This is a genomic window from Curtobacterium uvaldense (assembly GCF_028307415.1).
GTDB lineage: Bacteria > Actinomycetota > Actinomycetes > Actinomycetales > Microbacteriaceae > Curtobacterium.
Map to the genome: position 1 here is coordinate 1 of NZ_JAQMHU010000067.1, position 1169 is coordinate 1169.

2 protein-coding genes are annotated in these 1169 nt (G+C 71.1%); both read right to left on the bottom strand.

Features of this window, described 5'->3' with window-relative positions; genetic code table 11:
• Positions 1-563, bottom strand: a 563-nt coding sequence (locus PIJ49_RS16920; protein WP_209685808.1) for a hypothetical protein, incomplete at its 3' end; no start/stop codon positions are given.
• Entirely contained in the window at positions 560-1135 is a 576-nt protein-coding gene (locus PIJ49_RS16925; protein WP_066653411.1) for a DUF6286 domain-containing protein, read from the bottom strand. The genes PIJ49_RS16925 and PIJ49_RS16920, both read right to left, overlap by 4 nt.
• Between the last annotated feature and the right edge of the window lie 34 nt (positions 1136-1169).

Here is a 1169-nt window from a genome sequence, read left to right on the forward strand (position 1 = left end):
TACTGGACGCGGGTGGTGCGTGCCAGTGCGGTGCGGGTGCCGCCGGTGAGGTGGACCAGGACCGGGATCTGTCGGCCGAGGGTCTGGTCGAGGGTGGTCAGGGCGTGGTCGACGGCGTCGAGGACGGTGACCGCGTCGCCGCCGCGGCGGACGTGGACCCGGATGCGTGCGGCGCGGGTCTTCTTGACCAGGTACGTGTCGACCTTCGCGGCGACGATGTCGTGGACGCCGGTGAGTTCGTGGTCGATGACGTCTCGCACGAGGGCGACGTTCACGGTGACCTGGTCCTCGCCGGAGCGTTCCCGGACCGCGACGCTGGTGCCGCCGCCACCGCGAGTGAACACCACGATCACGGCGAGGACGATGACCACCGCGCAGACCGCGGCGATGATCCACAGTGCCTGGTCGGGCACGGTGACCTGTTGCGGCAGGGTCAGGTAGGGCTGGAGGGCGTCGCGGACGGGTTGCAGGACCCCGGCGCCGATGGTGACACCGACGATGATGCTGACCAGGCCGATCAGGAGCAGCAGGACCCGGTTGACGCCGCGGTTGGTGGTGGTCATGCCAGGGTTCCCTTCTGTTCCACGGTGACCTGCACCGACGAGCCGTGCTTGCCGCCGAGGCGACCGAGCCGGTCCCCGACGGCGTGCTCGACGGCGCTGGCGTCGACGGGGATGCCGGACAGGGGCACCACGTGCACCTGGGTGCGGTGCCCACGAGCGGACGCGGTCGTGTTGGCTTCCGGGACGCCTGCTGCGTGGGCGGCGGCGTTCGCGGCGGTGGAGGCCAGGATGCGGGTGTCGATCACGACCGCACCGCGGTCACGGTCGATCCCGGACCGGGGCTGCCGGCCGGGCTTGAGGGCCAGCACGACCAGGACGATGCCGAGGATCACCAGGGCGGCGGCGATGACCTCGATGATGGTGGTGAACGCGGCGTCGGGCGTGAGGGCGGTGTCGACCACGGTCTGCGGGTCCGCCAGCAGCGGCTGCTGCCCGATGGCCTTCAGGACCGCTTCGGTGCCGATCCACGCCGCGACCAGTGCGACGACGACCAGGGTGATCGCGACCGCGGTGGACCGGGACCGGTGGATGCTGCGACGACGCAGCCGCTTCTCGAGCTGTTCGGTGCTCATGTGCTCTGTCTCCTACCGGACCCGGCCCTCGTGC